At 68.8% G+C, this 20,488-nt stretch carries 22 protein-coding genes; 10 read left to right on the top strand and 12 right to left on the bottom strand.

The genetic code is table 11. The annotated features are described in order from the left end of the window. Positions 1 to 34: 34 nt before the first annotated feature. On the bottom strand, positions 35 to 367 hold the full coding sequence (locus ACFYRH_RS07450; protein WP_387769622.1) for a DUF1330 domain-containing protein: 333 nt from the start codon (positions 365 to 367) through the stop codon (positions 35 to 37). 90 nt (positions 368 to 457) lie between these two features. Here ACFYRH_RS07450 and ACFYRH_RS07445 point away from each other — a divergent pair, with 90 nt between their 5' ends. After that, positions 458 to 2,371, top strand: a complete 1,914-nt coding sequence (locus ACFYRH_RS07445) for a serine/threonine protein kinase (protein WP_387769619.1) — start codon at positions 458 to 460, stop codon at positions 2,369 to 2,371. 18 nt (positions 2,372 to 2,389) lie between these two features. Here the strand turns inward: ACFYRH_RS07445 and ACFYRH_RS07440 are convergent, their stop codons facing one another. Both ACFYRH_RS07440 and ACFYRH_RS07435 read right to left on the bottom strand, forming a co-directional pair. Beyond that, positions 2,390 to 3,670: an adenylosuccinate synthase gene (locus ACFYRH_RS07440; RefSeq protein ID WP_387769616.1), complete on the bottom strand. Its 1,281-nt coding sequence runs from the start codon at positions 3,668 to 3,670 to the stop codon at positions 2,390 to 2,392. Between the two features lie 322 nt (positions 3,671 to 3,992). Next, positions 3,993 to 4,469, bottom strand: a complete 477-nt coding sequence (locus ACFYRH_RS07435) for a VOC family protein (RefSeq protein WP_387769613.1) — start codon at positions 4,467 to 4,469, stop codon at positions 3,993 to 3,995. A gap of 57 nt (positions 4,470 to 4,526) precedes the next feature. Here ACFYRH_RS07435 and ACFYRH_RS07430 point away from each other — a divergent pair, with 57 nt between their 5' ends. After that, positions 4,527 to 5,345 carry a DUF6597 domain-containing transcriptional factor gene (locus tag ACFYRH_RS07430; RefSeq protein WP_387769610.1) on the top strand — a complete coding sequence of 273 codons (819 nt, stop codon included), beginning with the start codon at positions 4,527 to 4,529 and terminating at the stop codon, positions 5,343 to 5,345. Here the strand turns inward: ACFYRH_RS07430 and ACFYRH_RS07425 are convergent. From ACFYRH_RS07425 to ACFYRH_RS07415, 3 genes are all read right to left on the bottom strand, one after another. Further along, positions 5,332 to 6,537: an MFS transporter gene (locus ACFYRH_RS07425; protein WP_387769607.1), complete on the bottom strand. Its 1,206-nt coding sequence runs from the start codon at positions 6,535 to 6,537 to the stop codon at positions 5,332 to 5,334. The two genes, ACFYRH_RS07430 and ACFYRH_RS07425, sit on opposite strands and share 14 nt — an antisense overlap. Before the next feature lie 171 nt (positions 6,538 to 6,708). Then, positions 6,709 to 7,446, bottom strand: a complete 738-nt coding sequence (locus tag ACFYRH_RS07420; protein WP_387769604.1) for a 2-phosphosulfolactate phosphatase — start codon at positions 7,444 to 7,446, stop codon at positions 6,709 to 6,711. A 43-nt stretch (positions 7,447 to 7,489) separates the two neighbouring features. Further along, entirely contained in the window at positions 7,490 to 7,897 is a 408-nt protein-coding gene (locus ACFYRH_RS07415) for a DUF3151 domain-containing protein (RefSeq protein WP_133786014.1), read from the bottom strand. Between the two features lie 144 nt (positions 7,898 to 8,041). Here ACFYRH_RS07415 and ACFYRH_RS07410 point away from each other — a divergent pair, with 144 nt between their 5' ends. The 3 genes from ACFYRH_RS07410 (at position 8,042) to ACFYRH_RS07400 (ending at position 10,306) form a co-directional block, all read left to right on the top strand. Next, complete coding sequence (locus ACFYRH_RS07410; RefSeq protein ID WP_387769601.1) at positions 8,042 to 8,491, top strand: HNH endonuclease; 450 nt, start codon at positions 8,042 to 8,044, stop codon at positions 8,489 to 8,491. 12 nt (positions 8,492 to 8,503) lie between these two features. Further along, the gene (locus tag ACFYRH_RS07405; protein ID WP_387769598.1) at positions 8,504 to 9,286 is read left to right on the top strand and encodes an N-acetyltransferase; all 783 of its coding nucleotides are present in this window, start codon (positions 8,504 to 8,506) and stop codon (positions 9,284 to 9,286) included. A 66-nt stretch (positions 9,287 to 9,352) separates the two neighbouring features. Continuing rightward, entirely contained in the window at positions 9,353 to 10,306 is a 954-nt protein-coding gene (locus ACFYRH_RS07400; protein WP_387769595.1) for a type IV toxin-antitoxin system AbiEi family antitoxin domain-containing protein, read from the top strand. Between the two features lie 187 nt (positions 10,307 to 10,493). Here the strand turns inward: ACFYRH_RS07400 and fbaA are convergent, their stop codons facing one another. Both fbaA and ACFYRH_RS07390 read right to left on the bottom strand, forming a co-directional pair. Beyond that, positions 10,494 to 11,519 (bottom strand): class II fructose-bisphosphate aldolase, encoded by a 1,026-nt coding sequence (fbaA, locus tag ACFYRH_RS07395; protein WP_387769592.1) that lies wholly within the window; start codon positions 11,517 to 11,519, stop codon positions 10,494 to 10,496. 201 nt (positions 11,520 to 11,720) lie between these two features. Continuing rightward, entirely contained in the window at positions 11,721 to 12,440 is a 720-nt protein-coding gene (locus ACFYRH_RS07390) for a GntR family transcriptional regulator (protein ID WP_387769590.1), read from the bottom strand. A gap of 139 nt (positions 12,441 to 12,579) precedes the next feature. Here ACFYRH_RS07390 and ACFYRH_RS07385 point away from each other — a divergent pair, with 139 nt between their 5' ends. Next, on the top strand, positions 12,580 to 13,599 hold the full coding sequence (locus tag ACFYRH_RS07385) for an SIS domain-containing protein (RefSeq protein WP_387769587.1): 1,020 nt from the start codon (positions 12,580 to 12,582) through the stop codon (positions 13,597 to 13,599). 105 nt (positions 13,600 to 13,704) lie between these two features. Continuing rightward, the gene (locus ACFYRH_RS07380; RefSeq protein WP_387769584.1) at positions 13,705 to 14,124 is read left to right on the top strand and encodes a VOC family protein; all 420 of its coding nucleotides are present in this window, start codon (positions 13,705 to 13,707) and stop codon (positions 14,122 to 14,124) included. Positions 14,125 to 14,128: 4 nt separating this feature from the next. Here the strand turns inward: ACFYRH_RS07380 and ACFYRH_RS07375 are convergent, their stop codons facing one another. Next, a complete protein-coding gene (locus ACFYRH_RS07375) occupies positions 14,129 to 14,923 on the bottom strand; it encodes an IclR family transcriptional regulator C-terminal domain-containing protein (RefSeq protein WP_387769581.1) in 795 nt (264 codons plus the stop codon). A gap of 65 nt (positions 14,924 to 14,988) precedes the next feature. Here ACFYRH_RS07375 and ACFYRH_RS07370 point away from each other — a divergent pair, with 65 nt between their 5' ends. Genes ACFYRH_RS07370 through ACFYRH_RS07360 form a run of 3 tightly spaced genes read left to right on the top strand, consistent with a single transcriptional unit; the run spans position 14,989 to position 18,840 of the window. After that, on the top strand, positions 14,989 to 16,236 hold the full coding sequence (locus tag ACFYRH_RS07370) for a maleylacetate reductase (RefSeq protein WP_387769578.1): 1,248 nt from the start codon (positions 14,989 to 14,991) through the stop codon (positions 16,234 to 16,236). Positions 16,237 to 16,252: 16 nt separating this feature from the next. Next, positions 16,253 to 17,098, top strand: coding sequence for an intradiol ring-cleavage dioxygenase (locus ACFYRH_RS07365; protein WP_387769575.1), 846 nt, complete (start codon positions 16,253 to 16,255; stop codon positions 17,096 to 17,098). Continuing rightward, positions 17,095 to 18,840: an FAD-dependent oxidoreductase gene (locus ACFYRH_RS07360; RefSeq protein ID WP_387769572.1), complete on the top strand. Its 1,746-nt coding sequence runs from the start codon at positions 17,095 to 17,097 to the stop codon at positions 18,838 to 18,840. The genes ACFYRH_RS07365 and ACFYRH_RS07360 overlap by 4 nt, the downstream gene beginning before the upstream one ends. Before the next feature lie 22 nt (positions 18,841 to 18,862). On the opposite strand, the gene ACFYRH_RS07355 is transcribed toward ACFYRH_RS07360, so the two are convergent. The 3 genes from ACFYRH_RS07355 to ACFYRH_RS07345 all read right to left on the bottom strand — a co-directional run bounded on the left by ACFYRH_RS07355 (position 18,863) and on the right by ACFYRH_RS07345 (position 20,449). Beyond that, positions 18,863 to 19,051, bottom strand: a complete 189-nt coding sequence (locus tag ACFYRH_RS07355; RefSeq protein ID WP_387769569.1) for a hypothetical protein — start codon at positions 19,049 to 19,051, stop codon at positions 18,863 to 18,865. 92 nt (positions 19,052 to 19,143) lie between these two features. After that, positions 19,144 to 20,316 (bottom strand): alpha-amylase family protein, encoded by a 1,173-nt coding sequence (locus ACFYRH_RS07350; RefSeq protein WP_387769567.1) that lies wholly within the window; start codon positions 20,314 to 20,316, stop codon positions 19,144 to 19,146. Next, positions 20,306 to 20,449: a hypothetical protein gene (locus ACFYRH_RS07345; RefSeq protein ID WP_387769564.1), complete on the bottom strand. Its 144-nt coding sequence runs from the start codon at positions 20,447 to 20,449 to the stop codon at positions 20,306 to 20,308. The genes ACFYRH_RS07350 and ACFYRH_RS07345 overlap by 11 nt, the downstream gene beginning before the upstream one ends. Positions 20,450 to 20,488: the final 39 nt, after the last annotated feature.

Below are 20,488 nucleotides of genomic sequence, written 5' to 3'. Positions count from 1 at the left end.
TGCTACGTGTCCTGGGCCGGACAACTTGCCCGCATCACGCCAGTACGTCGGTTGCCTTGTGCTTGCGGTCGACACCCTCGACGAAGATCACCACGCCGTCGGAGTTCTCGGTGCGCAGCGGCAGGATCTCCCGGTAGTCCGGGGACTCGTACCAGTCCCGCAGATGGTCGTAGTCGGGGAACTCGATCACGATCGGGGTCCCGTCCCACCGGCCCTCGATCTGCTCCGGCGGCGCGCCGTGCACGATGAAGTGACCGTCGTACGGCGCGAGCGTCTCGTCGATGCGCTCGAGGTACTCGACGATGGCGCTGCCCATCCGGACGTTGCGCAGGGACGCGATCGCGTAAGCCTTCGGTGTCTTGGTCATGGGTTCAGCTTCGGCGGTGCGGGGAAGTCCGGCGATTACCTCCGAGGTCATCGCGAGACGTTGATCTGATCCCGACGTACCTTAGATGGCATGTCAGTCTCAGGGGGGCCGCCTTCCACTCACGAAGAGGCGGTGGAAGAGCGGGTCGGGCCGTACCGATTGATCCGGCGGCTCGGACAGGGTGGCATGGGTGTCGTCTACCTGGCCGAAGGGCCCGAGCGCCAGGAGGTCGCGCTCAAGGTACTGCGGCCGCACGTGGCCCACGACCCGATCGCCCGCGCGCGGTTGCAACGCGAAGCGACCACACTGCAGAAGGTGAGCCACCCGGGCGTCGCCGGCATCCTGGCTCACGACCTGGAGGGCGAACGGCCCTACCTGGTGACTCGCTTCGTACCAGGCCGTCCACTGGACGAGCAGGTCGACGACCGCGGCCCACTGACCCCTCGCAAGTGGCTGCCACTCGCGGGCTGCCTGGCCGAGTCGCTGCAGGCGATCCACGCGGTCGGAGTGATCCACCGCGACCTGAAGCCCGGCAACGTGATGATGTGCAACGGCAAGCCGGTGATGATCGACTTCGGCATCGCCCAGGCCGCCGACGACCTGCGGCTCACCCAGACCGGCCTGGTAATCGGTACGCCGGGCTACCTGGCGCCTGAGCTCATCGAGGGCGAGATGGTGTCGGAGTCCGCGGACTGGTGGGGCTGGGCGGCCACTGTGGCGTTCGCCGCCACCGGACGGCGCCCGTTCGGCAAGGGACCGTTCGAGGCGGTGCTGGCTCGCGTCCACTCCGGTCAGGCCGACCTGGACGGACTGGACCCGCGACTGAAGTCACTGCTCGCCGCGGCGCTGGCGCCGAACAAGGCGGACCGTCCGACGCAGGACGAGATCATGACGGGCCTCAGCAGGTACTCCGAGGGTCGCGACGCGCTCCCTCCGCGCGAGACCGCAGCCGATGCCACTTCCGATGCCGCCACAGTGGCCGCCGTACCGCCGACCAGGCTGGTGACGAAGCTCATGCCGACGGAGGAGCCTCCCGCCGGCCCGTCGCCGACCGAGGTGGCGCAGCTGGTGCCGCCGGTGATTCCCCCGCTGTCAGCGTTCGCGCCGATCCGGGACAAGATCCGGGACGCCGCCGCGAAGAAGCCGGTCGCGGAGGTGCCGCCGCACCCGGCGACGTACAGTCCAGCTCCGAACGCGGCTGCACCGGCTGGGATGCCGTTGCCGTACCAGAGCGGTCCGCCGGCGCCATACCAACCGCAGTACCCGCAGCCGTATCATCAGGCCGGCCCGCCGGCGCCAGTGCAGCCGGCGCACCCGGTCCAGCCCCAGCCGGCTCAACCCGTCAAGGCTCCCCCGACTGGCCGCCGTACGGCGGTCATCGTCGGCTTCATGTTCGCGCTGACCGGATTGGTCGCGCTGACTCCCCTGCTCGGCGCTGCAGTCGCAGTAGTACTGCTCGTCCTCGCTCGCACTGTCGACCGCTCGAGTACTGCCCTCATGCGCCGTCGTCAGGTCCGTGGTCGATCTGGAAGGTCAGATGGCGTCGTGGCTGCGGCCGCCAGCCCGCTGCGGCTCGTGACCGCGGCGCTGGTCACGCTGCCCTGCCTGATCCTGCCGTTGCTCACGGCAGTCGTTGTCGGCGGCATCGTGACCGCAGTGGCGGCAACGACGTACGACCTCAACTGGCAGCCGCTGTCCGCCGTCGGCTTCGGGAGCGCGGCCCTGACCGCGCTCTTCTGCTGCTGGTGGGGCCCCGGCGGGAGTTCGCTGCGCCGTGGCGCGCACATCGCTGCCCGGAACACCTTCCGTCCGCACTGGCTGTCCGTCCTCGTCGCCGTGGTCCTGCTGGCGATCGGCGGCATCACGTTCTACCAGGCTACGAAGGGCGCAGGGGCGGACTGGGCGCGGACGCCGATCCAGACGCCCAACATCCAGCGCCCGACCGTCGGCGACCTGCGGAACGCGCCGTTCATCCGCAACCTCCCCGTCATCGGCAACGGATGACGGGGAGGCCGGACGGCGTCAGAGCTGGACGATCTGGCTGCGCTCGGGACCCACGCCGATGGCGGAGATCCGCGCACCGCTGAGCGACTCGACGGCGCGGACGTAGGTCTGCGCCTCCTTCGGCAGGTCGTCGAAGGAACGGCAGCCGGAGATGTCGTCGGACCAGCCGTCGAACTCCTCGTACACCGGGACGGCGTGGTGGAAGTCGGTCTGGGTCATCGGCATCTCGTCGTGCCGGACACCGTTCACGTCGTACGCGACGCAGACCGGGATCCGCTCCCGGCCCGTCAAGGTGTCTACCTTGGTGAGCACGAAGTCGGAGACACCGTTGACGCGCGCGGCGTACCGGGCGATCACCGAGTCGTACCAGCCGCAGCGCCGCGGGCGGCCGGTGGTGACACCGAACTCGCCGCCCTGGGTGCGCAGCCACTCGCCGTCGGCGTCCAGCAGCTCGGTCGGGAACGGGCCCTCACCGACGCGGGTGGTGTACGCCTTCACGACCGCGATCACCCGGTCGATCCGGGTCGGCGGGATGCCGGTGCCGGTGCAGGCGCCGGCCGAGACCGCGTTCGACGAGGTGACGAACGGGTACGTGCCGTGGTCGACGTCGAGCAGCGTGGCCTGACCGGCCTCCATCAGCACGGTCTTGCCGTCGTCGAGCGCCTTGTTCAGCAGCAGGCTGGTGTCCGCGACCATCGGCTTCAGCCGGTCGGCGTACCCGAGCAGCTCGTCGAGGACCTCGCGGATCTCGACCGCGCGCCGGTTGTAGACCTTCACCAGCAGCTGGTTCTTCTGCTCCAGCGCGCCGGTGACCTTCTGCTCGAGGATCTTCTCGTCGTAGAGGTCCTGGACCCGGATGCCGATCCGGTTCATCTTGTCGGCGTACGTCGGGCCGATCCCGCGCCCCGTCGTACCGATCTTCCGGCTGCCGAGGAACCGCTCGGTGACCTTGTCGAGGGTCCGGTTGTACGGCGGGATCACGTGCGCGCTCGCACTGACCACCAGCCGCGACGTGTCCAGCCCGCGCGCCTGCAGCGCGTCGAGCTCCTCGAACAGCACGCTGAGGTCGACGACGACCCCGTTGCCGATCACCGGTGTCACACCCGGTGTGAGGATGCCGCTCGGGAGCAGGTGCAGCGCGTACTTCTCGGACCCGATCACCACCGTGTGGCCGGCGTTGTTACCGCCGTTGAACTTCACCACGTAGTCGATGACCTCGCCCGTGTTGCCGAGCAGATCGGTCGCCTTGCCTTTGCCCTCATCGCCCCACTGGGCGCCGACGAGCACGATTGCGGGCATCTCAGCCCTCCTCTTCACGCGCCGGCCGCCGGGTGATGGCCGTCCTCACACCCCGTAGCTGCCGACGCTGGAAACGGTGAAGCCCGGAGACGTTCACCGGACATTCATCCGGCGGCGTACCCAGGCTCTTGCGACCAAAGCCTACCGGACCGGGCCGTCGGCGTTTCGGGCCTGTCCACAATCACCAAGCAATCGTTTCAAGTACCTGTTTCATCAAGTGACGGGTTGCCATTTTGCGTGATCGCGTGCACACTCTTAGTCAGCGGCCCGCCGAAACTGCCGCAGGGGACGGTTCCGGCGGGCCGCTTCCTCGTTTCCGGTTCTACTGACCGCCGGCCGCCAGCCACTCGTTGACCCGCCGCTCGCCCTCCTCGCGGGAGACGTCCTCGACCCGGGTCATGATCGCCCAGCGATGCCCGAACGGGTCGATCACCGTGCCGAACCGGTCACCGGTGAGGAACGTCCGCACCTCCTCGACCGAGGTCGCGCCCGCCTCGAGTGCCTTCGCGTACGTCGCGTCGACATCCGGCACGTAGTGCACCAGCGAGGAGTGCACCCAGTCACCACTGGGTGCGCGCAGCCCGATCTGCGGCATCTCGTCGCTCAGCTGGAGCATCGAATTGCCGAACTTCAGCTCGGCGTGGGCGACCTTGCCGTCGGGCATGTCCTGCCGGCTGACCACTTCCGCCCCGAAGACCGAGGTGTAGAACTCGATCGCCTTCGGCCCGTCCGCGACGGCGAGGTACGGGGTCAGCGAGTGATAACCGTCGGGGATGGGGTTTACCGTGTTCGTCGTCATGACATCCAGTCAATCCGCCGGCGCCCCGGCGGTCTTGTAAGAAAGCGACAGCCGGCGTTGACCCACCCAGCCGACAGCGAGAAGGGCATCCTGCACCCGCGCGAGCAGGCCCGGCACCGCTCGCTCAACCGTCTCCAGCCTGGTCCGCGGGCCGGCCGGTTCGTCGAGTGGTACTGGGTCGTGGAGTGGGACCTCGACGAGCCGTACACGGCCGAGGTGCTGCCGTTCCCGGCCGTGAACGTGACGTTCGAGCAGCCGGGCGGCGCCTTCGTGAACGGGGTCTGCACGCGGAAGTTCGAGCGCGAACTGTCCGGGCGCGGGCGGGCGTTCGGGGTGAAGTTCTGGGCCGGCGGCTTCGGCGCGATCACCGGACTCGACGTGGGTTCGCTGTGTGACCAGGTGCTGCCGTTGACGGACGTGTTCCCCGACGGCGACCGGCTGGCCGGCCTGATGTTCGAGGCCGAGTCCGACGACCGCCGCCGCGCGGTCTTCGAGGCGTTCCTGCGCGACCACCTCGCGCCGCCCGACCCGTCCTACGAGCTGGTCCGGGAGATCGTCTCCACGATGGCGGCCGACCGCTCGGTGGCCCGCGTCGACGAGATCACCGCGCGCTTCGACGTACCGATCCGCACGCTGCAACGCCTGTTCCGCCGGTACGTCGGTGTTGGTCCGAAGTGGGTGTTGCGGCGCTACCGATTGCACGACGGCGCCGAGCTCCTGGCCCGCGGCGAAGTCGCCGAGCTCGCAGAACTGTCCGCATCACTCGGCTACTTCGACCAGGCGCATTTCTCCAAGGAGTTCAAACAGCAGATCGGCCTGACCCCAGCCGAGTACGCAACCCGAGCCGCCGCCGAACGCCAAGTCACCTATCGCTGAACTTCACGATCACAGCCATTGCCATGGCGACCACGGCTGCTGCCAGCGCGACCGTGAAGCCGTAGTGGGGGTTGTGTCCGTCGACGACCCAGCCCGCGAAGGCGGAACCCAGTGCAATGCCCGCTGCGCCACCGGAGTTCAGCCAGGTGAATGCCTGAGTCAGAACGGCGGGCTCGACCGCGGACTCCGCCAGCACGGACGACAGGGTCTGGAACGGCGCAATCGCCAAGCCCGGCAGGGTCAACGCCAACGCCGCCGCCAGCGGGGTTTGCGCGGCGATCAAGGGCACACAGCTCACGACGAGCCAGACGAAGGCGATGATGAACTGTGTCTCCGGCGCGGTCCGCCACCGCTTGGCGCCGTACGCGAGTCCCGTGAACAGACTGACCAGGCTGGTGATGCTGTAGAGCGGTCCGGCCAGCCCCGGCGTACCTTGCGAGACGGCGAACGCGGTGACTGACACCTGCATGCTGCCGAAGAACAGCCCCACGCCGACGTTCGTACCGGCCAGGCCGACGAATCGCTTGTGCAGAAGGCGTTTCGCGCCACCATGTTCACCGGCGACCCGCGGCGGCGGCGCCGTACCGCGTTGCATTGCCAGCAGGAACCCACCCGTGAGCACGAGACTCGTCGCGAGCACCGAACCTGCCGCTGGAGTGCTGAGCGAGCTCACCACTCCCACCAGGCCGGGGCCGACCATGAAGGCCACGCCGACGCTCAGCGCCTCGAGTGCGAAGGCCGACGACAGTAGCGGCGTATCGCGCAACGCTTGGGACCAACGGGCTGCGGTCTGTGCGCCGATCTGGGGTAGCGAACCACCGGCGAGTACGCCAGTGCCGATGAGCACCGGCAGCGAAGCGTCCGTCAGGGTCAAGGCGATCAGCAGCGCGACGGCAGTCGCATGGGCGAGCAGGGTGACCGGCAGCATCCGGGTCTGACCGAAACGGTCGATCAGCCGGGCGACCTGTGGTCCCGCGACCGCTTCGGCGACCGCGAATCCGCCGGTGACGCTGCCCGCGGCGGCGTACGAGCCGGTCGATCCATGGACCAGCCAGACGATGCCGAGGCCCGTCATGGCGATCCCGATCCGGGCCGGGGCGGCCGCCAGGTAGAACTTCCACGCGCCCGGAGTACGCAATACCTCTGCGTAGCTGTTCCTGGACGCGTCCATCCGTCCGGTGAGAGCCGGCACGGTTGACCTTCCGCTGCCCGATGGGGCGGGGACCCGACCGTGGGCGTCCAGCTTCGCCGGTCTGTCCGTCCGCCTAGAACCGTCCATGTTCGGCAGACAGCTTCCCTTCGGGATGAAGAGGGGACGCTCGCCGTCTGCCGGCACTGTCAACGGGCAGAAACCTCGAAAGCTTCAAGTTGACCGGAACAGTCTACCGTCCACCAGCACCGGGACGGATTCACTGCTGTCCACCTCCGCCGCGATCGCCACATCCTCCGGATAGCCGTACTGCGTGAGCTCGCGCCCGCCGGCGCACTCGGACAGCGCGCGGGGCAGGTCGCCGGCAATCGCGTCGTACGCAGCCACCGCCGCTCGTGCCTCCGGAGACAGGTCGTCGTACCGGAGCGCACTCAGGAATCCGCCCGCGCCCCAGAGATCCTCAACTGCCGGCCGGAGCGATCCGTCCGGCCAGCGCTCCCCTGCCGCGATCGCGACCACCCTGCGACCGGCGCCTTGCTCTCTCACCCAGTCCGCCGCGGCCAGCCGGTTACGTAGCGACACCGCGATGACTGTCGCGCCGCCGTCACTCAACTGCTGCGCGATCGTCGACCCGTTCGGCGACGGCAGCACCAGCCTCTTGATGCCCTCAGCCCGCCGGATGGTGACCGGCGACAAGCTCGCGTCCCCCGGTCCGGCCTCGGACCGCCCGACGGCCAACGTCGCACCGGCCTGCTCGGCGTAAGCGACCGCAGTCTCGTCGCGCCACCGGTACGGATAGACGTCGATGCCACGATCCGCCGCCACCGTCACGGCCGTGGTGAAGGACAACACGTCCACCACCGCGACGATGTCTCCGGCAAGAACGCCGGCGCCGACCGGTCCCCATTCGAAACCGGCACCGAAGCCGTCCTGCGCGTAAGGGCTGGTCACCCGGCAGATCATCCCGCCGGGTGATCAGCCCCACAAACGGGTTTCAGCTCAGGGCGTCGGCAGCAGCCGGCGACGAGTCCCGCAGGAACGTGGCGCAGCGCTCGGCCTCGTCCTTCTCGTCGATCAGCGCCGCCGCCTTCCCGAGCGCGGCCAGCGCCCGGAGGAAGCCGCGGTTCGGCTCGTGTTCCCACGGCACCGGGCCATGACCCTTCCAGCCGTTCCGCCGGAGCAGGTCCAGCGCGCGGTGGTACCCGGTGCGCGCGTACGCGTACCCCTCGATGGTCCGGCCGTCCGCCAGCGCACCCTCGGCGAGCACGGCCCAGGCCAGCGACGACGTCGGGTACTTGGCCGCGACGTCCGCCGGAGCAGCCCCGTCGGCGAGTTCCGCCGCGGCCGGGTCGACCGGTAGTAGTGTCTCGGGTGGGCCGGAGAGCAGATTGTTCAATTCCATAAGCACATCTTCGCCGATCACGCAGCCGTACCGGCACGTGACCGTCTGACGAAATCCGTTGACCGTTCACCCACCGGACACGGATGCTTGAGACCCTGCGTCAAACCGCCGTGGTTCCCAGCTACGGCCGGAAGGAGGCACCGGATGAGCGTCATCGTCCTGAACGCGTCGTACGAACCGCTGCACACCGTCTCGATCCAGCACGCCATCCGGATGCTGGTTCGTGAGGTCGCCGTGGTCGAAGAGGCGCACGGAGAGCGAACCATCGGCCCTTTCCCGGTCCCTCGCGTCCTCCGACTGGTCCGGTACGTCGTCACGCACTGGCGTTACGCGGCCGGCCGGATGAAGTACAGCAAACACGGCGTCCTGCGGCGGGACAGGTTCCGGTGCGCGTACTGCGGCCTGGACAACGCCGACACCATGGACCACGTCCAACCCAGATCCAGGGGCGGCCGCACCGAGTGGCTGAACGCCGTGGCCGCCCATGCCTCCTGCAACGAGCGGAAAGGCAACCGCACCCCGTCCGAGGCCGGCATGCCGCTCCTCTGGCAACCCTGGGTTCCAACCCGCGCAGAGCTCGTCATAGACAGATGACGGGCCTTTTTTATGCCCTTTTCCAGGCACTGGAGCCACCAGCTGCCCTCCGGGCGCACCATCGAGATCACCACTGTCACTGACCGGCCCGAGCTCGCCAACGCAGACATCGACGTGGGCGGGTGGCCGGCCTTCATGCGCCACAACCGGGTCTCCGAGGCGTACTTCCCACAGATGGTGACCGCCTTCGCTTCGACCTGCCTGATCGCCACCGCGGACGGCAAACCGATCGGCGACGCCCACTCCGTCCAGCTGGCGCGCGGTGACCGTCCGGAGTTTCCGTCCGGTGGCTGGGAGCAGTCGGTCGTGTGGGCCTTCTCCGATGCCCGTCACGGAATCCGCCCGGACACCGCCTGCGCCTTGAACATCAGCGTCGCTCGAGACTTCCAGGGCGAAGGCCTCGCCGCGCTTCTCCTGGCCGCCCTCCGCGACACATCCGCCGCCCTCGGCCTCGCCGTACTCGACGCCCCAGTCCGCCCAACCCACAAACACCACGAGCCCACCACCCCGATTCAGGAATATGCGTCCCGCATCCGCCCGGACGGTTTGCCGTTCGACCCTTGGCTGCGCACCCATGTCCGGGGCGGCGGGCGGATCACCGGCGTCGCGCCGGCCTCCTGGGTGATCGCCGGATCACTCGCCGAGTGGCGATCGTGGACGGGGCTTCCGTTCGACTGCAGCGGGCCCGTCGAGGTCCCGGGCGCGCTCGTCCCGGTCGAGTGCGACGTCGTCGGTGATCGTGCGGTCTATGTCGAGCCGAACGTCTGGGTGCGGCACGAGTTCTCCACAGATTGAAAATCGGGCGTCCGGGCGAGGGCCGAACGCGGCACGTTCTTGGGCATGAATCCTCAACTTGCTGTGATGGCGTCGATCCGTGGCGGTGTGTTCACCCGGGCCGACGCGCGAGCCTGTGGTTACCCCGACGCCGACATCGACTCGTTGCTCGGCTCCGGCAGCTGGCGCCGGATCCGGCGCGGGACGTATGCCGCCCAACGCTCCCTCCGGCTCGTCACCGACGAGATCCTGCACCTCCGCCGGGTGTACGCCGTCCTGCGCGCCAGCGGGCCCGGTGTCTACGCGAGCCACCAATCCGCCGCGGCCCTGCATGCCTTACCTGTTTGGGGCCTCGACCTCAGCCGGGTGCACGTCACCGCGCCCGACGGCGGCTCCGGCCGGCTCCGCGGCGTCCACCGGCACATCCGCGACCCCGTTGGCGCAGACCTCCAGCTGTGGAACAAGATGCACTTGGTCTCGCCGGCCCGGGCGATCGCCGAGGTGGCCGCCTCTGCACCGGCAGCTCCGGCGACCGTGCTCGCCGACGCCGCGTTGTATGCCGGGCTCGTCGATCACCGCATCTTGAGCCAGGCCGTGAGCCGGCTCGACCACGGCGCCAAGCGGGCCCGCAGAGTTCTCGATCAGGTCACCGGCGCCGCGTCGATCGCCGAGTCCCGGTTGCGCTTCATCCTGGCGAACGCGGGCCTGCCGGCTCCCGACCCGGCACCCCCGCCCGACACCGAGCCGGCCGACCCCGACGACGGTGCGGTCGAGGCCCTGTGGTTCCCGGACGAACGCACCGTGGTCGAGTTCGAGCCGCGTTTTCCCTTCTGGTGCGAGGAATTCGAGCCCGCACCAGAAGAGCCGCTGCCCGAGCCGCCCGCCTTCGACCCCGACGGACCACAGCCCGTCGAACACTGCTGGATCTCCTGGACCGACCTCGACGACCCGGTGACCGTGGCCGACCGCATCCGAACCACGTTCACCCGAGCAGCCCGACGGACCGGCATCCGTCATTTCGACCTTGCCCGAGTCCGGTGACGAAAGGAGTTACCCCGTGCTCTTCAACGCGTCGGCGAACAGCGGGACGACCTTCTCCAAGGCGTACCCGATGGACAGGACCGTGTCCGTGGCGAACGCCGAACTGATGGTCCACACAAAGGATCAGGCCCGCCCCGGGAAGCTCCCCGGGACAGGCCTGCTCGCAACAGCTCTCCGATGCGGAGCGTCAGCCGTTCAGCGACGTGCCCGTCGAGCGCAGGCTCTCGCAGGCCTCGCCGACGCGCTTCGCCATACCCTCTTCGGCCGCCTTGCCCCACGCGCGCGGGTCGTAGGCCTTCTTGTTGCCGACCTCGCCGTCCACCTTCAGCACACCGTCGTAGTTGGTGAACATGTGCGCGGCCGCCGGCCGGGTGAACGCGTACTGCGTGTCGGTGTCGACGTTCATCTTGATGACGCCGTTGTCGACCGCGGCCCGGATCTCCTCGAGCGTCGAGCCGGACCCGCCGTGGAACACCAGGTCGAACGGGCGCTCCTTGCCGATCTTCGCGCCGACCTGGTCCTGGATCTCCTTCAGGATCTCCGGACGCAGCTTGACCGCACCCGGCTTGTAGACGCCGTGCACGTTGCCGAAGGTCAGCGCGGTGATGTAGCGGCCGTTCTCGCCGGTGCCGAGCGCCTCGACCGTGGCCAGGCCGTCCTCGACGGTGGTGTAGAGCTTCTCGTTGATCTCGTTCGCGACGCCGTCCTCCTCGCCACCGACGACGCCGACCTCGATCTCCAGGACGATCTTCGCCGCGGCCGTCTTGGCCAGCAGGTCCTTGGCGATCTCCAGGTTCTCGGCCAGCGGCACCGCCGAGCCGTCCCACATGTGCGACTGGAACAGCGGGTTCTCACCGCGCGCGACGCGCTCGGCCGAGATCTCCAGCAGCGGCCGGACGAAGCCGTCCAGCTTGTTCTTCGGGCAGTGGTCGGTGTGCAGCGCGATGTTCACCGGGAAGTTCTTGGCGACCTCGTGCGCGTAGGCCGCCAGCGCGACCGAGCCGGACACCATGTTCTTCACGGTGGACCCGGACAGGTATTCCGCACCGCCCGTGGAGACCTGGACGATGCCGTCCGAGCCGGCCTCGGCGAAACCGCGGATGGCTGCGATCAGCGTCTGCGAGGAGCTGACGTTGATGGCCGGGTAGGCGAAGCGGTTCTGCTTGGCCTTGTCCAGCATCTCGGCGTAGACCTCAGGGGTTGCAATAGGCATGTCTCGCGGTACTCCTCACAACACAGTTCTTGTGGGTTCGGCTCCAGTATCGCCGCCGGGTACTTCGTCGGATCCGGCGGCCCGCCTGCCGAGCCGGCCCGGTGGCCGGGGAGCGATCAGCAGGGATGCAGACCAGTTGATGAACAGGACCGATCCAGTTCGTTACGTCCGGATGTCCTCCGGACGCGGAGGTGCAGCCGGTCAGGCGGACCCGGATCGCGGGCCGCGCGGAGTCAGGGCCATGTGCAGCCGGTAACGGTCGGCGCGGTAGGCCGACCAGGACAGTTCGACGACCTTGCGGCCGGCGAAGGTGGTGCGCTCGAGGACCAGCAGGGGTGCCCGCCTGGCCACGCCGAGCACCCGGGCGACATGTCCGTCGGCGTTGTCCGCCCGGACCGTCTGCTCACCGGAGGTGACGACAACGTCGTACTCACTGGCGAAAACGTCGTACAGCGTGCCGAGCTCGCGGCCGAGCAGGCCGGGGAAGAGCGCGGACGGGTAGTAGCCGACCTCGTAGGCCATCGGCGAGGCGTCGGCCGTGCGGAGCCGCTCGACGCGGATCACCTTGGTGCCCTTCGCGACCCGCAGCCCCTTGGCGGTCTCCTCGGAGGCCTCGATCTCGCTCGCCGACAGCACCACGGTCCCGGGCTCGAGGCCACGGGCCCGCATCTCCCGGGAGAACGAGGTGAGGTGCAGCTGCGAGTCGACCTGGGGGCCGGTGACGAAGGTCCCCTTGCCGTGCACCCGCTCGAGGGCACCGGACTCGACCAGATCGCTGATCGCCTGCCGGACGGTCACCCGGGAGACGTTCAGCTTGTCCACCAGGGCACGCTCGGAAGGGATCGGGTCCCCGGGATGCAGCTCGACGTCGATCAGCCGTTCCAGCACCGATCGGACCTGGGCCCGCTTGGTCGCCACCATGGAATCTCGATCCTCCAGACCTGGGCGGGCCTCGGGGGTGCCCCGGGGCGCCGCTCACTGCTATCGTGCGCAGCATACCTGTTAAGACCAGATAGGACCAGTGATCGCAGTGGTGTCTGTCCCCGCTCAGGAAACCCGGATGGCGCGCGAGATCGCCGAGCAGCCCGCCGCTCTCGCGGCCACGTTCGAGCACGTTCTGCCGCTGCGGCACGACATCACCAGGCTGGCCGCCGGCCGCCGGCACGTGATCTTCGTGGCCCGCGGATCGTCCGACAACGCGGGGGTGTACGGCCGCTATCTGACCGAGATCCACGCCGGCCGGCAGGCCTCCCTGGCGGCGCCCTCGGTGGCCACGCTGTACGGCGCCAACCTCGACCTGTCGAACTCGCTGGTCGTCGCGGTCAGTCAGTCCGGCGCCACCCAGGAGATCGTCGACACGGCCGAGTGGGCCAAGCGCAACGGCGCCGCTATCGTCGGCATCACGAACGACGGCAACAGCCCGCTGGCGTCGACGGCCGACGTCGCGCTGATCACCCAGGCCGGCCAGGAGCTCGCCGTACCGGCCACCAAGACCTACACGACACAGCTGGCCGCGATCACGGTCGCCGTGGACGCGCTCGCGCAGCGGCCGGGCACGCTCGACGCGGACATCGCGCGGGTGCCGGACGCGGCGGCCAAGATGCTGTCGGGGTCGGTCGATGCGGCGGCGGACCTGCTCGCCGGCGCGCACGACGTCCTCGCGAGCGGTCGCGGGCTGACGTTCGGCACGACCCTCGAGGTCGCGCTGAAGCTCGAGGAGACCTGCCTGCAGCCGGTCCGCGGACTCTCGTACGCCGACCTGAAGCACGGCCCGATCGCGGTCGTCGACGCCGACCTGGTGACGATCCTCGTCTCGGCCGGCGACGGCCCCGCGCTCCCGGGGATGACGGAGCTGGCCGGCATCGTCCGCGAGAAGGGCAGCAAGATCCTCGGGATCGGCGGCGACCCGACGTTCGCCTCCCGGTGCGACGTGAACCTGGCCGGCCCTGATCTCCCGGAGACTCTCGCTCCGCTGGCGCTGGTCATCCCGGCCCAGCGCGCCATCGAGCTCCTGGCCCGCAAGCTCGGCCTCGACCCCGACGCCCCACGCGGCCTGCGCAAGGTCACACAGACCGACTGAGCCGCTCCCGGGACATCGCTCCGGCCAAAGTGCTCATTCGGTGAGCACTTTGACTGGAATCGTGGTGGTCATCGCAGGGGAAGAACCCACGAAAGGACCACTGAGATGTTGCGAGGACTTGCCACCGTCAGCTTCTACGCGACGGACGTGAAGGCGGCGCGGGACTGGTACGAGGAGTTGCTCGGGATCGAGGCGTACTACGCGGTCCCGAGCGCCGAGGCGCCGGCGTACGTCGAGTTCCGGTTCGGGGATTTCCAGTGCGAGCTGGGGATCATCGACGCGAAGTACGCGGGCCATCAGGTCGGCGGTGCGCCGGCCGGGGCGATCATCCACTGGCACGTGGACGATCTCGAGGCGACACTGGCACGGATGGTCGAGCTCGGCGCGACGGTCAACGAAGGGATCGTCGAGCGGGGCAACAACACCGGGTTCCGGACGGCGTCGCTCGTGGACCCGTTCGGCAACCTGATCGGGATCATGAACAACCCGCACTACCTGCAGATCCTTCAAGAGCTGCAGGGGTGAACGGCTACAGCTGACCGCGGTGGGTCAGCGCGGTGCTGATCTGCGTGGCTGCCTGCCGTAGATGCGGGAGGACCTCCTCGCAGAGCGACGTCGGCGTCGAGCGGGAGGCGTGGGCGGAGACGTTGAGCGCGGCGATGATGCGGCCCCGGGAGTTGTGGATCGGGGCCGCGATGGAGCGGAGACCCAGTTCGAGCTCCTGGTCGACCATCGCGTAGCCGTCCTTGCGGGCCTGGTCGATCGCGGCGCGCAGGTCGTCGGGGCTGGTGATAGTCCGGTCCGTGGGCGGGTCGGACGGCTGCGAGTCCGCGAGCGCCTCGAGGTACGTCGTGAGCTCGTCGTCCGGAAGCCCCGACAGCAGCACGCGGCCCATCGAAGTCGGGTACGCCGGGAGCCGGGCGCCGACGCCGAGTGCGACGGTCATGATTCGGCTGGTCGGCACGCGGGCGACGTACACGATGTCCGGGAGGTCGAGGGTGGCGATGGAGCAGGACTCGCGGGTCTTGACGCTCAATTCCTCCATGAACGGGCCGGCGAGTTCGCCGAGGTCCAGCGAGGACAGGTAGGCCCACCCCAGGGCGAGGACCCGCGGGGTGAGGGAGAAGCGGCGGTTGGTGCCGCGGACGTAGCCGAGCTCCTCCAGGGTGAGCAGGATCCGGCGAGCGGTCGCGGGGGTGATCCCGACGGCCCGCGCCACTTCGCTGAGCGTCAGCGAGGGGGCCTCGGCGGAGAACGCGCGAATCACCGCGAGCCCACGCTCCAGACCCTGCAGAAACGTGCCTGTAGACGCGTCACCCGGCATCGGTTAGCCTGCTTTTCGTTGAAAGAAGAACTATTCGCTGAGCGAAAATCGTAGCGGAGCTGCCGATGCCACGTCCAGGTGAGGCCGCGCGGTCCACGTTCGTGCACACGTTCTTCCCGGGGCGGGTGGTGTTCGGGGCAGGGACGCTCGATCGGGTGGCGGGGGAAGTCGCGACGCTCGGGGTACAGCGGGCGCTGGTCGTGGCGACGAACTCCGCGCGGGACGCTGCCGACGTGGTCGAGGTGGGCTTGGGTGACCGCTTCGCGGGCCGGATCGACGGCGTCGCCCAGCACGTACCTACGGAGGTGGCAGCCGCCGCTCGCGCGAAGGCCAACGAGGTCGGCGCCGACGGCATCATCGCCATTGGCGGCGGCTCGGCCATCGGCCTCGCCAAAGCGATAGCCCTCACCAACACCCCCGAGCCCACCCGTGGGACGGGTGGCGACGTGACCGCCGGTGAAGCGCGTGGCGGCGTGGCCGCCGGCGGAATGGGTGGCGGCGGAGTGGGTGGCGGCGGGCCGGCTGGTCTCGCGGGTGGCGGAGAGTTCGCTGGTGGTGGGGTGGTGATTGTGGCGGTGCCTACTACTTATGCGGGGTCGGAGATGACGCCGGTTTGGGGGGAGACGGCGGGTGGGCGGAAGACGACGGGGTCGGACCTGCGGGTGTTGCCGCGGGTGGTGGTGTACGACGCGGTGTTGAGCCAGCGGCTGCCGAAGAAGGTGACCGCGGCGAGTGTGGCCAATGCGATCGCGCATTGTGTCGAGGCGGTGTGGACGCCGCAGGCGGATCCGATCACCGAGACGACAGCGGTGGAAGGGCTCCGGGCGTTGAGCACCGGGCTGCGGGACGTGCTCGCCGAACCCCGCGATCTAGCTGCTCGTAGCAACCTTCTGTACGGCGCCTGTCTCGCGGGCTCGGCGCTCGCGACCGCCGGCACCGGACTGCATCACAAGTTGTGCCATCTCCTCGGTGGCACCTACAACCTTCCGCACGCGGAGACGCATGCCGCGGTGCTGCCACAAGTCGTGCGCGTCAACGCACCCGCCGTACCCCTAGCAACAGCACGCCTCGCAGCGGCTCTCACCGCACCCGACGAGCCAGCGGCGGGACCGCAAGAGCAGGACCTGGCGCGCGGGTTGTTCGACCTGTTCGGGTCGGCGGGTGTGTCGACGAGCCTGCGGGAGTTGGGGCTCACCGAGGTCCAGGTGGCCGAGGCAGCGAAGGCGTTTCAGCCGACGGACAACCCGGTCCCCGTGACGGAGGACCTGGTGCGCGAGATTCTCACCCGCGCCTGGGCCGGTACGCGACCTTGACGAACGAGGAGACCGGATGGATCTGCAAGGCGACGACCTGACCGCAGCAGTCGTCAAGAGCTTCGCGAACGCCGAGAGCGAGCGCTACCAGACCGTCATGAGCGCACTCGTCCGGCACCTGCACGCGTTCGCGCGCGAGGTGGATCTCACCGAGGACGAGTACTTCACCGCGATCGACTTCCTCACCCGCACCGGCCAGATCTCCACCGGCACGCGCCAGGAGTTCGTGCTGCTGGCCGACGTCCTCGGGCTGTCGATGCTGACCGTAGGTCTGGGCAACCGCAAGCCACCGGAGGCAACGCAGTCCACCGTCTTCGGCCCGTTCTTCGTCGAAGGATCGCCCGAGGTTCAGCTCGGCGACGACATCGCCAACGGGGCGCCCGGACAGCCATGCCTGGTGAGCGGCCGGGTCCTCAACACGAAAGGCGAGCCGATCGCCGGAGCGCTCGTCGAAACCTGGCAAGCCGACGAGGACGGCTTCTACGACGTCCAGAAGGAACTCGACCGCCCGCAGAACCGCGGCCACCTCACCACCGATGCCGACGGCAACTACAGGTTCTGGGCGGTGAAGCCGGTCGCCTACCCGATCCCCGACGACGGCCCTGTCGGCGAGCTGCTGCGCGCCGGCGGTCGCGGCCCGATGCGCCCGGCGCACATCCATTTCATGGTCACCGCGCCCGGCTACGCCCGCCTCATCACCCACGTCTTCGCCGAAGGCGACCAGCACCTCGACACGGACGCGGTCTTCGGCGTCAAGCAATCCCTTGTCGCCGAGTTCGTCGAACACCAGGACGACGGCAAGACCTACTACACCGTCGACTACGACCTCGTACTCGCGACGACCGAGGAGACGCAACAGTGATCACCACCGATGTCCTGGTCGTCGGCAGCGGTCCGGCCGGTGGCGCCGCCTCGCTGTTCCTGTCCACGTACGGCGTCGGCACCATCGTCCTCACCCGCTACGGCTGGACCGCCAACACGCCCCGCGCCCACATCACCAACCAGCGGACGATCGAGCTGATGCGCGACATGGGGATCGAGGACCAGGTCGTCGACCAGGGCACCGCCCATCATCTGATGGGCGAGACCGCGTTCTGCACCAGCCTGGCCGGCGAGGAGATCGGCCGGATCCGCACCTGGGGTACGCATCCGCGTCGCCTCGCCGACTACACCGAGGCGAGTCCCTGCCTGCCCTGCGATCTCCCCCAGACGCTCTTCGAGCCGATCCTCCTCAGTACGTCGGCGAGCCGCGGCGCCCGGCTCCGCTTCAACACCGAGTACCTGTCCCTCGAGCAGGACGCGGACGGCGTCACCGCGACGGTACGGGACCGGTTGAGCGACTCGACGTACCAGATCCGGGCGAAGTATCTGATCGGCGCGGACGGCGGGCGGAGCAAGGTTGCCCAGGACATCGAGTTGCCGATGGCCGGGGCGATGGACATCGAGGGCTCGATGAACATCGTCTTCGAGGCCGACCTCAGCCGGTACGTCGCCCATCGCCCGAGCGTCCTGTACTGGGTCCTGCAGCCCGGCGCGCAGATCGGCGGGATCGGCGCCGGCCTGGTCCGGATGGTGCGGCCGTGGAACGAGTGGCTGATCGTCTGGGGGTACGACATCACACAGCCCGCGCCGGTGGTCGACGAGGCGATGGCGACCGAGATCGTGCACAACCTGGTCGGTGACGACACGATCGACGTGAAGCTGAAGAGTACGTCGGTGTGGAGCGTCAACCACATGTACGCCGAGAAGACCTCCCGGGGCCGTGTCTTCTGCATGGGTGACGCGATCCACCGGCACCCGCCGAGCAACGGTCTCGGCTCGAACACCTCGATCCAGGACGCGTACAACCTGGCCTGGAAACTCGCGCTGGTCCTCAAGGGGCAGGCCGCGCCCGAGCTCCTCGACACCTACGACGCCGAGCGTGCGCCGATCGCGCGGCAGATCGTTGACCGCGCCAACAAGAGCCGCAACCAGTTCGGCCAGATCTTCCGCGCACTCGGGATGACGCCGGACGCGCCGCCCGGGCGGACGATCGAGTCCCGCAAGGACGACACACCGGCCGCCGCCGCCCAGCGCGAGGAGCTGCGACAGGCGATCGAGCTGAAGGACTACGAGTTCAACGCGCACGGCGTCGAGCTCGGTCAGCGCTACCGCTCGGCGGCCGTGATCGCGGACGGTACGCCGGAGCCGTCGTACGAGCGGGATCGCGAGCTGTACTACCACCCGACGACGTGGCCGGGCGCCCGGATCCCGCACTGCTGGCTGACCCGTGGATCGGAGACCGTCAGCACCCTGGACGTGGTCGCCAAGGGCAGGTTCACGCTGCTCACCGGGATCGGCGGGGAGGCGTGGGTGAAGGCGGCGCAGTCCGTGTCCGAGCAGCTCGGCGTACCGATCGAGCCGTTCGTGATCGGACCCGGCCGGGAGCTGGACGACCTGTACGGCGACTGGGCGCGGGTGCGCGAGATCCCGGACGCGGGCTGTCTGCTCGTCCGGCCGGACGCCCATATCGCGTACCGCGCGTTCGACCAGCCCGACGACCCGACGGAGGCCCTCCGCCGGACGGTCACTGAATTGCTAGGCCGTGCCGAGCGCCGCGAGTAGGCGGGGAATTGCCAGACACGGCCTAGGCCGCTGATGTCTCGGCGGACTCGCGGAGGATCCGGTCGAGGATTGCCGAGATCTCCGCGGTCTCGGCGTCCAGCAAGGTGATCAGCGCGACCCGCGAAGTCTCCGAGCGCGCCTCCAGAGCCGCCGCGCTCAGGGCGCGGACGGTGCCCAGCTCGTGAATCAGTTCGTCCCACAGTGCGTTCATCGACAAAACCCCCATGTTCCCCGTCACCAACGCAGGACGACGGGAAGGCCTCACTTCTGTCATCAACAACAACGCGAGCGCGGGGCCGAAGGTTACGAACTCGTCAAGAATTTCCATCCGTTCGCCGGAACGACCGGCGAGTCGGCGAGCGGGAACCGCTGATCCTGCTCCGACACGTTGAGCAGCAGCAGGACCCACGCGTCGCCGTGTGTACTCCGCAACGCGATCGTCTCGTTCGTCAGATGCTCCACCGTGGTCCGGGCGCGCACGAGCCACGGATGCCGCCGCCGTACGCCGATCAGCTCCTGGTGCAGGCGGTACGTCGGCCACCCGTACGGCGCGAGCTCGTCCGGACCGTCCGGGAACGCGGGACGGATCGCGTCGTCGCCACCCACCCGCTCCTCCTTGAGGCCGCGGAACGCCTGCTCGTCGCCGGCGTACACGCTCGGTACGCCGGCCACCGCGAACAGGATCGCCAGCGCGTGCGGAAGATGCCGCTCGTCCACGAGGCGGGTCGCGAGCCGGGTCACGTCGTGGTTGCCGACGAATGTCTGCGGCACAAACGTCTCCAACAACGCGTTGTGCCGGCCGAGCGCATACGAGAGCTCGTAGAAGTTCCGGTCGTTCAGCGAACTCCAGATCGCCTTCCACAGCTCGTACTGCGTGACCGAGTCCAGCCCGCTCTTCTCGACGTACGCCGCGTAGTCGCCGTGGATCACCTCGCCGAAGTACCAGGTGTCGCGGTCCCGAGGCAGCACGGTGCGCCAGAACTCGGGCGGTACGGCGTACGCGGCGTCCAGGCGCCATGCGTCGACGCCACGGTCGATCCAGTACCGGAGTACGTCACGAACATAGGACGCGACGTCGGGGTTGCCGTGGTCCAACGCGACCAGGTGCTCGTGTCCCTCGAACGTGTCGTCACCGCGGAACCACTCCGGATGCGTGAACGAGCGGGCGACGTGGTTGAACACCCCGTCGAGCGCGACCCGCAGACCGCGGGCGTGCGCGGCCGCGACCAGCCGGTCGAAGTCGGCGTCGTCGCCAAGGCGTGGGTCGATCCGGAAGTGGTCGATCGTGTCGTAGCCGTGCGTCTCCGAGGCGAAGATCGGGCCGAGCAACAGGCCGGAGCAGCCGAGGTCGATCGCGTAGTCGAGCCAGTTCTCCACTTGGGGCAAGCGGTGTACGACGGTCGGCTGAGCCGTTGGCTCGGCGTCCGTGAAGCCCAGTGGGTAGAGCTGCCACCAGATGGCGTGGTCAGGCCACATTTCGCCTCCTCGTTATCAGGGTAGGGACGATCGCGAGCACACAGCCGGCCACGGTGTCGATCAGGCGGTACCCGACGGTCGTGAGGTCCGGCGTACGGCCGAGGTCCATCATGAGGACGACGAGCGGGGTCATGATCACCGCGCAGGGCCAACAGCTGTTGCAGGAACACCT

The organism is Kribbella sp. NPDC004875 (assembly GCF_042873375.1).
GTDB lineage: Bacteria > Actinomycetota > Actinomycetes > Propionibacteriales > Kribbellaceae > Kribbella.
Note: the sequence above shows the minus strand (reverse complement) of the source record. Positions and strands in the feature narration are given on the sequence as shown.

Excerpts from the sequence above, each read along its gene's own strand:
- ACFYRH_RS07345 (WP_387769564.1), bottom strand. The coding sequence starts at position 20,449 with ATGACCCCGCTCGTCGTCCTCATGATGGACCTCGGCCGTACGCCGGAC.
- ACFYRH_RS07410 (WP_387769601.1), top strand. The coding sequence starts at position 8,042 with ATGAGCGTCATCGTCCTGAACGCGTCGTACGAACCGCTGCACACCGTC.
- ACFYRH_RS07435 (WP_387769613.1), bottom strand. The coding sequence starts at position 4,469 with ATGACGACGAACACGGTAAACCCCATCCCCGACGGTTATCACTCGCTG.
- ACFYRH_RS07350 (WP_387769567.1), bottom strand. The coding sequence starts at position 20,316 with ATGTGGCCTGACCACGCCATCTGGTGGCAGCTCTACCCACTGGGCTTC.
- ACFYRH_RS07390 (WP_387769590.1), bottom strand. The coding sequence starts at position 12,440 with ATGGTGGCGACCAAGCGGGCCCAGGTCCGATCGGTGCTGGAACGGCTG.
- ACFYRH_RS07415 (WP_133786014.1), bottom strand. The coding sequence starts at position 7,897 with ATGGAATTGAACAATCTGCTCTCCGGCCCACCCGAGACACTACTACCG.
- ACFYRH_RS07450 (WP_387769622.1), bottom strand. The coding sequence starts at position 367 with ATGACCAAGACACCGAAGGCTTACGCGATCGCGTCCCTGCGCAACGTC.
- fbaA (WP_387769592.1), bottom strand. The coding sequence starts at position 11,519 with ATGCCTATTGCAACCCCTGAGGTCTACGCCGAGATGCTGGACAAGGCC.
- ACFYRH_RS07370 (WP_387769578.1), top strand. The coding sequence starts at position 14,989 with ATGCCACGTCCAGGTGAGGCCGCGCGGTCCACGTTCGTGCACACGTTC.
- ACFYRH_RS07445 (WP_387769619.1), top strand. The coding sequence starts at position 458 with ATGTCAGTCTCAGGGGGGCCGCCTTCCACTCACGAAGAGGCGGTGGAA.
- ACFYRH_RS07375 (WP_387769581.1), bottom strand. The coding sequence starts at position 14,923 with ATGCCGGGTGACGCGTCTACAGGCACGTTTCTGCAGGGTCTGGAGCGT.
- ACFYRH_RS07365 (WP_387769575.1), top strand. The coding sequence starts at position 16,253 with ATGGATCTGCAAGGCGACGACCTGACCGCAGCAGTCGTCAAGAGCTTC.
- ACFYRH_RS07385 (WP_387769587.1), top strand. The coding sequence starts at position 12,580 with ATGGCGCGCGAGATCGCCGAGCAGCCCGCCGCTCTCGCGGCCACGTTC.
- ACFYRH_RS07405 (WP_387769598.1), top strand. The coding sequence starts at position 8,504 with ATGCCCTTTTCCAGGCACTGGAGCCACCAGCTGCCCTCCGGGCGCACC.
- ACFYRH_RS07380 (WP_387769584.1), top strand. The coding sequence starts at position 13,705 with ATGTTGCGAGGACTTGCCACCGTCAGCTTCTACGCGACGGACGTGAAG.
- ACFYRH_RS07400 (WP_387769595.1), top strand. The coding sequence starts at position 9,353 with ATGGCGTCGATCCGTGGCGGTGTGTTCACCCGGGCCGACGCGCGAGCC.
- ACFYRH_RS07355 (WP_387769569.1), bottom strand. The coding sequence starts at position 19,051 with ATGAACGCACTGTGGGACGAACTGATTCACGAGCTGGGCACCGTCCGC.
- ACFYRH_RS07440 (WP_387769616.1), bottom strand. The coding sequence starts at position 3,670 with ATGCCCGCAATCGTGCTCGTCGGCGCCCAGTGGGGCGATGAGGGCAAA.